The sequence below is a fragment of the Candidatus Cryptobacteroides sp. genome (assembly GCF_056207615.1).
The window spans coordinates 1-9,055 of the sequence record NZ_JBAEER010000061.1 but is presented as its reverse complement, the minus strand read 5'-3'; the positions used below and the strand labels follow the sequence as shown (position 1 = coordinate 9,055).

7 protein-coding genes are annotated in these 9,055 nt (G+C 52.4%); 6 read left to right on the top strand and 1 reads right to left on the bottom strand.

Features of this window, described 5'->3' with window-relative positions; translation table 11 throughout:
* The 6 genes from AC06ND_RS03920 to AC06ND_RS03895 all read left to right on the top strand — a co-directional run.
* Nucleotides 1-1,251 (top strand): glycine--tRNA ligase (locus AC06ND_RS03920; protein ID WP_475677688.1); only part of this gene is annotated, 1,251 nt, incomplete at its 5' end.
* 22 nt (nucleotides 1,252-1,273) lie between these two features.
* Nucleotides 1,274-1,786, top strand: coding sequence for a hypothetical protein (locus AC06ND_RS03915; protein WP_475677687.1), 513 nt, complete (start codon nucleotides 1,274-1,276; stop codon nucleotides 1,784-1,786).
* Between the two features lie 120 nt (nucleotides 1,787-1,906).
* Nucleotides 1,907-2,446, top strand: coding sequence for a hypothetical protein (locus AC06ND_RS03910; protein ID WP_475677686.1), 540 nt, complete (start codon nucleotides 1,907-1,909; stop codon nucleotides 2,444-2,446).
* Entirely contained in the window at nucleotides 2,443-5,091 is a 2,649-nt protein-coding gene (locus tag AC06ND_RS03905; protein ID WP_475677685.1) for a TonB-dependent receptor, read from the top strand. The genes AC06ND_RS03910 and AC06ND_RS03905 overlap by 4 nt, the downstream gene beginning before the upstream one ends.
* A gap of 4 nt (nucleotides 5,092-5,095) precedes the next feature.
* A complete protein-coding gene (locus tag AC06ND_RS03900; protein ID WP_475677684.1) occupies nucleotides 5,096-6,292 on the top strand; it encodes a DUF4249 domain-containing protein in 1,197 nt (398 codons plus the stop codon).
* 4 nt (nucleotides 6,293-6,296) lie between these two features.
* Nucleotides 6,297-7,967 carry a hypothetical protein gene (locus AC06ND_RS03895; RefSeq protein ID WP_475677683.1) on the top strand — a complete coding sequence of 557 codons (1,671 nt, stop codon included), beginning with the start codon at nucleotides 6,297-6,299 and terminating at the stop codon, nucleotides 7,965-7,967.
* 17 nt (nucleotides 7,968-7,984) lie between these two features.
* On the opposite strand, the gene AC06ND_RS03890 is transcribed toward AC06ND_RS03895, so the two are convergent.
* Nucleotides 7,985-8,989 (bottom strand): thiamine-phosphate kinase, encoded by a 1,005-nt coding sequence (locus tag AC06ND_RS03890; RefSeq protein WP_475677682.1) that lies wholly within the window; start codon nucleotides 8,987-8,989, stop codon nucleotides 7,985-7,987.
* Nucleotides 8,990-9,055: the final 66 nt, after the last annotated feature.

The window sequence follows — 9,055 nt, the reverse complement described above, 5'->3', positions numbered from 1 at the left end:
TATCGTGCAGACGTCCTCATCGAGGATTATCTCGCGAAGATCGAGGAGAAGATGAACAAGGAGGTTGAGAAAGGCCGCAGGAAATTCGGTGAGTCTTTCGACGAGGAGCAGTTCCGCGCAACCAACCCTAACGTTCTCCGCGAGAAGAAGAAATATGACGAAGTGCATAACCGCTTCGTGAAGGCTCAGAACGACAACAATCTCGACGAGTACAGGCAGATCATCGTGGACTGCGGCATCGTATGTCCTATCAGCGGTACTTGCAACTGGACCGAGGTTCGCCAGTTCAACCTCATGTTCAGCACCTCAATGGGTAGCACCGCAGACGGTGCCAGCACCATCTACCTCCGTCCGGAGACTGCGCAGGGTATCTTCGTGAACTATCTCAACGTGCAGAAGACCGGCCGCATGAAGATTCCTTTCGGTATCGCTCAGATCGGTAAAGCATTCCGTAACGAGATTGTCGCTCGCCAGTTCATTTTCCGTATGAGGGAGTTCGAGCAGATGGAGATGCAGTTCTTCATCAAGCCAGGTACTGAACTCGACTGGTTCGCAAAGTGGAAGGAGACCCGTATGAAGTGGCACGTGAACATGGGTATGGGTGCACAGAACTATCGTTTCCATGATCATGAGAAGCTTGCACACTACGCAAATGCTGCAACCGACGTAGAGTTCCAGTTCCCATTCGGCTTCAAGGAGCTCGAGGGTATCCATTCAAGAACCGACTTCGACCTCGGAAACCATCAGAAGTACTCTGGAAAGAAGATCCAGTACTTCGATCCTGAGACCAACGAGAGCTACACTCCTTACGTCATCGAGACCTCTATCGGAGTTGACCGTATGGTACTCGCTGTGCTCAGCAACTCATACAAGGTAGAAGATCTCGGCAACGGTGAGAGCCGCGTAGTATTGAGCATACCTGCTCCTCTTGCACCAGTTAAGGTTGCAGTCATGCCTCTCCTCAAGAACAACCCAGAGCTCGTCGCTCTCGCTCAGGAGATCATGGATGACCTCAAGTTCGACTACAATTGCCAGTACGATGAGAAGGACTCAATCGGTAAGAGATATCGTCGCCAGGACGCAATCGGTACTCCTTTCTGCGTCACCGTCGACCACGACAGTCTCACCGACCACTGCGTTACCATCCGTCATCGTGACTCAATGGCACAGGAGAGAGTAAAGATCGAGGACCTCAACGGAATCATCCGCAAGGAAGTCGACCTCAACATCCTTCTCAGAAATCTTCGATAACATCTAAAGAAACAGTTATAACATGAAAGCTATCAAATTCCTTGCAGTCCTCGCGACTGCCGCAATGCTTGCATCTTCATGCTCACTCCTTTCAAAGGGTGGTTCTTCAGCTCCTGCAGCTGGTGCTTCAAACACCGTGGCTGCAGCTAACACCACAGCTCAGCAGGCTGGTTCAGCTGCCGGCTCAGCACTCCGCACCCTCTTCACCGCATATGCAGCGAACGGTAACAAGCTCGATATGAGCAACCCGACCAACCTTCTCAACATCGCTTCGCTTACCTCAAGCATCGCTGGCCTCAAGGCTGCTGACAAGGATTACAAGAAGAGCTTCGCGACTGGTCTCGTGCTCGGTTCGTCAAATCTCGTGACCAACAACACCTCGAATACAGTCATGGATCAGCTCTCGAAGATTGCCGGTACCGTAGCTAATTCAAGCCAGGCTCAGCAGGCTGCAAACACTGCATCTTCTGTTGCAAAGGACGCAGGTGCCATCGCCAGCTCAGTTTCCAATATCCTCAGCATCTTCAAGAAGTAGTCTGAGATACCAAGACAGTATTGAATGAAGTCATTCTGTTCAGGTATTGTCATCATATCGCTATGTCTGTGTCTCTCTGAAAGCGTATACGCCCAGGAGGACACAGACTATGGCGTTTATATGCAAACCACGAAGAAGAACGCAGTTCTCTTCAGAGGCAAGCGTGCCTTCACATACAATATCCGTCACAACGGGCATTGTTTCTGGAGCACTAAGGAGTATCTTCCCGGAACCGTGAAGTATAACTCCAAGACGTACGAAGACGTGCTTCTGAACTTCGATGCTTCACGAGGAGAGATACTCGTGAAGTCAGAGGAGCTTCTTTCCGGCATAGTCCTCGTAGACGATTACGTAGATTATTTCACGATTGGCGAGAGCCGCTTCGAAAGGCCGCAGGCAACTTTCAAGAAGTCTGCCCCTCAGGGTTTCTATGAAGTCCTCTCCGACGACGGCACTACGACCATCTACAAGAAGGTGACGAAGACCTTCACCAGCAATACTAACTATAACAACGGTGCCGCCATCGGTTTCGATGACCCCGACTATGATTCCTCTCTCATCTATTTCTTCCAGTATAATGCCAAGTACTATATGGCGAAAGGCGGTCTGATGAAGAAGATCGGAAGGGGAAAGGCGCGCAAGATTTCTGGTAGGATATGAAAAGACTGTTCTCGCTTATCCTGGGCATGATCATGGCCGTTTCGTCCTTTGCCCAGAACACCGTAGAGGTGAAAAGGGTCGAGACAGACTCTCTCATCACCTTCCTTCGCAAGGATTTCGGTCAGAAGATCTACTATCTCCACAATGAAAAGGACGAAAACAGCTATACCGTGACTGCACCTCGTGAGTCTTTCGTCCAGGCTGCGCTTCAGCAGATCAAGGATAAAGGCTACACCGTGTCCTGGTATGACGGAGCGTGGTATGTCACCACCGGCCTTGCAATCAATTCGACTCTTCCTGACGGCTACTTCTCCACTTCGACCGGCGACGTGAAGGTAGAATATGCAGAATACCTCAAGGAAGATGTCCAGACAGCTACATTCGCAAACCGCGTCTATGAGATCGGAGACCGAAAGGAAGGACGCACCGGAAGGGCGCGCGTATCGGGACATATCACCGACGCTGCCACCGGCGAGCCTATCATCGGAGTTTCCGTCGTGGACGACAAGAGCGGTAACTATTCGGTAACGGATACATACGGATTCTACAACCTCTCAATGATGGTCGGTGACGGATCCATCTCCTTCAACGGATACTCGCTCGAAGAGCTCAAGCTTCAGGTCATAGTGTATGACGACGGCGAGCTCAACGTTGTGATGAGGGAAAAGGTCAATGCCCTCAAGGAAGCCGTCGTTTCAGCCGAGTCCAACGTCGCTCACAGGGATCCGGCAATGGGCGTGGAGCGCATGAGGATAAGCGTCATCAACAAGGTGCCGGTAGCATTCGGCGAGGGTGACGTGCTCAAGGTCGTGACGACCCTTCCTGGCGTCAAGTCGGTGGGTGAGGCCTCCAGCGGTTTCAATGTCCGCGGCGGTTCCGTGGACCAGAATCTCATCCTCTTCAACGACGGTACGATCTACAATCCGAGCCATATGTTCGGAATCTTCTCTGCGTTCAACAACGAGGTCATCAACGACGTCCAGCTCTACAAGAGCTCCATTCCGGCAGAGTTCGGCGGCCGAATCTCGTCCGTTCTCGACGTGAAGAGCCGCGAGGGCAATTCGAACAAGGTCGAGGGTTCGCTCGGAATAGGCCTTCTCACCAGCCGCTTCCATCTTGAGGGACCTCTCAAGAAGGGCAAGACCACCTTCCTCATCGGAGCCCGTACGACCTACTCGAACTGGATCATGAAGCTCATCCCTGAGAACAGTAACTATAATGGCGGTAAGTCGCAGTTCTACGACGCCAACGCAAGTATCAGCCATAAGTTCAATGACCATAACTCGATACATGCCTATGGCTACTATTCGAGGGACAAGTTCTCTTTCTCGGGTGATACGACCTATCGTTACAGCAACATAAATGCTTCGCTCAAGTGGCGCAACAACTTCAGTGCGAACCACGGATATGTGCTCGTCGCAGGTTATGACCAGTACGGAAACTCGCTCGACAACACTGTCAACCAGTGGGAGGCATACAAGTACAGCACCTTTGTCCGTCAGGCCTACACCAAGCTCAACTACAAGTCGGTGGTCGGTGATGCGCATACACTCAAGTATGGCCTCCAGGGCATCATGTACATCATGTCTCCTGGTATAAAGACTCCGTCATTCGAGGATTCCGCAATAGAGGCAAAGGACCTCGGTATCGAGAAGGCGGTCGAAGTCTCGGCCTACATATCCGACACCTGGCAGCCTGGCGACAAGTTCTCCATGGACTATGGTCTGCGATTCTCCGGATTCAGCCAGATCGACCGTCCGAAGTTCTACGGAATGCCGGAACTGAGGGTCTCTGCGAAATACAGCATACTTCCGGAGCTCTCGTTGAAGGCCGGCGTGAACTCGATGAGACAGTACATCCACCTGCTTACCAACACAGCGTCGATCTCCCCTATGGACACATGGAAGCTCAGCGATCCAGACATCAAGCCTCAGGACGGATATCAGGCGGCAGCAGGTATCTATTGGACTGTCGGCGACAGCCAGATCGACATCTCGCTCGAGGGATATTTCAAGCAGATGTGGAACTACCTTGACTACAAGTCTGGAGCTGTCCTCATGATGAACGAGCATCTCGCCGAGGACGTCGTCCCTACCAAGGGCATGGCCTACGGCGCCGAGCTCATGATCAAGAAGCCTAACGGCAAGCTCAACGGATGGATCTCATATACCTACTCCCGCACCCTCCTCAAGGAGATGCAGGACAGGGGTCTTCAGACCATCAACGGTGGTGCGTGGTATCCTGCGGCTCACGACAAGCCGCACGACCTGAAGGTTGTGGCGAACTACAAGTTCACCCACCGTTACAGCGTATCAGCCAACCTCGACTACTCTACCGGACGTCCGGTAACCATCCCTGTCGGAAAGTATGAGTATGGCGGAGGTATCAGGTTCTCGTATTCGGAAAGGAACGGATACAGGATTCCGGACTATTTCAGGCTCGACCTTGCGTTCAACATCGACCCGGGACACTACCTCAAGGCCATTACCCATACGGTGATCACCTTCGGTGTCTACAACGTTACCGCGAGGAAGAATGCATACTCCGTATACTATACTGCCAACGGCGGCTCGAAGGTGAGCGGCTACATGCTGTCCGTCTTCGCCGTGCCTATCCCTTATCTGAACCTCAATTTCAAGTTCTAGCATCATGAAGAAACTATTGTTTGCATTATTGACGCCCGTGCTGGTGTATTCCTGCACGTACCCCTTCACCCCGGAGATTCCGAAGCTGGAGGAGAGGCTCGTGATTGAGGGTGATATACTCATCGGTTCGGAGACTCAGGTGTGCGTAAGCTACCTGATGGCTCTCGATGCTCCTATCGGTTCGGAGACGCAGCCTAACGCTACGGCCTACGTGGAGGACAACACCGGTAAGATATACCCGGGTACATATATTCAGAGAGGCATGGTCCACAAGAGCGTCAAGCTGAAGAGGGGAATCTTCGCTATAGATACCGAGAATGCTCCCCGTGACCGTGAGTACAGGCTCGTCGTCAAGAACCTTGACAACGGAAGACGCTATTCGACAGATTTCCAGCCCGTGCAGACGGCACCGGTGATAGACAGCCTCAGCTATATCATCAATGAGCCGAGGACGGAGCTTGACGTTACCATAAGCCTGACCTCTCCCGAGGATCAGAAGTACTACAGGTGGACCTTCAAGGAGGAGTGGGAATATCATTCCCTTATCAGCGCCAGCGCTTATTACCAGCCTGCGAGCAGCCTCTTCGAGACCGGCCAGATTATCTATTTCACGGGAAAGAATAACAACTACTACTGCTGGGACAGCAACGTCTCCGACGGTATCCTTCTCGGTACTGTAGAGGGCCTCACTACGAACAAGCTCGTGAACCACAAGTTCGCGAAGATACGCTCCAACGAGACCAAGCTGAACTATATCTACAGGATGACGGTGACGCTTCAGTCCATCTCCCAGTCCGGTTATGAATACTGGAAGAATCTCGACGTCATTTCGAACAACCCGGGCCAGCTCGATGCTCCTAACCCGAGCGAGATGGTGGGCAATATCGTCTGTGACGACGACCCTAAGGAATATGTCATAGGATTCATCAATGTTTCCGGGACAAGCGAGATCCGTCGCTATCTCTATGCCGACGACCTTAAGTTCTATGACGATCCGGAAGACAGGGCGAAGGCTGAGCTCGTGGAGGTCATGCCAAGTGACTATGAACTTAAGTACAAGGCCTTCTACAGGCCGGTTCATGTCACCTACGGAATGGGCGGACCGGTATGGATGTGGGGATATGCCCGCTGCGTGGATTGCGTCTTCAAGGGCGGCAGCAAGGAAAAGAGGCCAACTGATTGGATAAACGATGATATTTAGAGCCATGAAGAAGATAATAATGATCATAATGTCCGTGCTTGTGGCGGCGAATCTTCTCGCAGCCGAGCATGTGGTGGAGAGAACCTATCTCTCTACGGATAAGTCTTGCTACGTGGCAGGAGATAATATCTGGCTTTCTGCTTTCTGTCTCGATCTCGGCGAGGGCTCCTTCTCCGATTTCAGCAGCCTTGCCTATGTGGAGCTGTGCTCCGAAGACGGCGTTGAGGCCACCTGCAAGATCGCCCTTATCGGCGGCCGTGGCTCAGGTGCACTCGTGCTTCCCAGGGCACTTCCTACCGGTAACTATAAGCTCATAGCATATACGGCCCAGAACAGGAACGAGGTCGGCTACGACTTCTTCGAGACCGCGAAGACCATATCCGTCTACAATACCTTCACATCCGTGCGTTCCAAGACTGCGGAGCTCGTCAGCGACGAGGTCTATGCCAGCCAGGAAGAATCAGCACCGAAGAATGTCGGTGACCTTTCCGTGTCACTGGAGAGTAACAGGGGCAGGGTTGCAAGGCTCAGGCTCGAGAACAAGGCCGCGAAGGCTGCAACGCTCAGCGTTTCAGTATATCATGACGACCAGCTTGTCTCTCCTGAGAACGACGGCGTGTCTGAGTTCCTCGCGAGGAACTCGGCGACCAAGGCACCGGTCTTCGAAAACAAGGTCATTCCTGATTTCGAAGGTGAGGTCATCAGTGGTCGCTGCGTCGGAGAGAATGCCGCCAAGTACTATGGAAATTACGCCGTCATCTCCAATCCTGGCGATCTCAGCGGAATCTACTATTCTAATATAGAAGAGGATGGACGCGTGTTCTTCGTGACCAACAACTACTATGGAGACAACATCCTGGTAAGCCAGATCGAGAACGAAGAGGAGGTTCAGGGTGCGCATCTTGAGTTTGATTCTCCTTTCGTGGACAACAAGGCTAACGGTATCGCTTCCCTCCAGGTCAGCCCTATGATAGGAAAGGACCTCGAACTCAGGGGTACGGCGATGCAGATCGAGAAGATGTTCGCATCGGACACGCTCTACGAGAAGCTTCCTTACCGCCCGAATATGCTCCTCGGGGCTGCGGAACCTCGAAGCTACATCCTTAAGGATTATACGAGATTCCCGCTCATGAGCGAGGTGATACTCGAGTTCGTTCAGGGTGTTCGTTTCATCAACAGGGATAAGAAGCACCTGCTTCATGTCACCCTGACTGACGCGTCGAAGACCATGTTCACCAGCGGAGAATCCCTGATAATGATAGACGGAACCCCGATTCTCGATCATGACAAGGTGTACGATTACGACCCACTCCTCGTGGAGAAGATCGACATCTATCCGTCCACCTACTTCATCGGACCGAGATGCTGCAACGGAATCGTGAATTTCGTCACATATAAGAGGAACATGGCTGGACTGACCTTCCCGGAGGCTGTTCGCGCCGTGGATTTCCAGGGTGCCTGCTGGCCGGTTGCCTACACATGCAGGAACGTCTCCTCGGATTCGAACTATCCGGATTACAGGAACACCGTCTATTGGCATCCGCAGGTTGATGTCGACGGAGGTGAAAGTTTCGTGTTCGACTGCCAGCTTCCTTCTTACGAAGGTAAGTTCAAGGTCGTAGTGGAAGGAATTACCGAGGACGGCAAGCCTGTCAGCGAGACCTTCAGTTTCTAGATTCAGAATATCGCATTCTATTCCCAGCCTTGGGCCTTGAGAGGGAATTCCACGCCGTCAGGAGTCACGATGACACTTCCGACCTCTGGCTTAGCGAGATGTCCGATCACGTCGTAGGTCTGGAACTCATGGCGGAACTTGTCGTGGTGTCCGATCGGAACGGTGAAGAGAAGACGGCAGTCGTCACCACCGTTCATCGCTGCGGTCACGGCATCGGTGCCGAGCTTCTTTCCGAGCTCGAAGGAATTGCCGGCGAAAGGAAGCTTGTCCATATAGACCTTGGCTCCGAATCCGCTGTCACGCGTGAGCCTCTTCACTGCATCTGCAAGTCCGCGTGTCACGAAATATCCGAATGAAGGCATGATCTCGGTATCCTCGAACTGCGAGAGAACCTTAGGGTTGAGCTGAGGCTTGAGATATGCGCCGATCTGCTGCTTGTAGTCGTCGAGCTTAGGCTGCGCACTGTCGTCCTTGGTCTTGTCGAAGGCCATCTTCTCGCGCATGAGCACCTGCTGGCCCATGTAGGCCGCACCGAGGTTCCCTGAGATGCAGATAAGGTCCATGCTCTTTGCTGCCGGACGGCGCTTGCCCATCAGCAGGCTGGTCTCTCCGCTTGCGCTGATGGCAATGTAGAGCCCGTTGAGGGATGGGTTGAGGTCAAGATCCACGCTGCTGTAGCCATGCTCCTTGGCCGCGGTGATGATGCCCTCCCAGAGTTCCTTGATCTGGCCGAAATCGAGCTTTGAAGACACTCCGAGCTTCACTGAAAGGGTGCGCGGATGGGAGAACTCCGCATAGAGTTCACCTGTCACGAGTATGACGCTCTTATAGCCGAGATGCTTGAGCGGGAAGTATACGAGATCGAAGTCTATGCCTTCCGAGAGCACTGCCGTCTTCGTCGTGGCATAAGCCTTGCCTGATGTTTCGAACCAGGCACTGGAAAACGGTTGGAAAGACGTTCCTTCGTATAATTTCTTGATAGCCTCTACTTTACCGAGAGATGAGAAATTTTCTTCTGCCATATAGCTGATTTTTGTCACGACAAATTTACTAATTATGATTAAATTAGCAGACTCAATCCCTGTTCA

Bases quoted from the DNA above. Each gene is read 5' to 3' on its own strand.
- AC06ND_RS03895 (WP_475677683.1), top strand. From the start codon at position 6,297: ATGAAGAAGATAATAATGATCATAATGTCCGTGCTTGTGGCGGCGAAT.
- AC06ND_RS03905 (WP_475677685.1), top strand. From the start codon at position 2,443: ATGAAAAGACTGTTCTCGCTTATCCTGGGCATGATCATGGCCGTTTCG.
- AC06ND_RS03910 (WP_475677686.1), top strand. From the start codon at position 1,907: ATGCAAACCACGAAGAAGAACGCAGTTCTCTTCAGAGGCAAGCGTGCC.
- AC06ND_RS03900 (WP_475677684.1), top strand. From the start codon at position 5,096: ATGAAGAAACTATTGTTTGCATTATTGACGCCCGTGCTGGTGTATTCC.
- AC06ND_RS03915 (WP_475677687.1), top strand. From the start codon at position 1,274: ATGAAAGCTATCAAATTCCTTGCAGTCCTCGCGACTGCCGCAATGCTT.
- AC06ND_RS03890 (WP_475677682.1), bottom strand. From the start codon at position 8,989: ATGGCAGAAGAAAATTTCTCATCTCTCGGTAAAGTAGAGGCTATCAAG.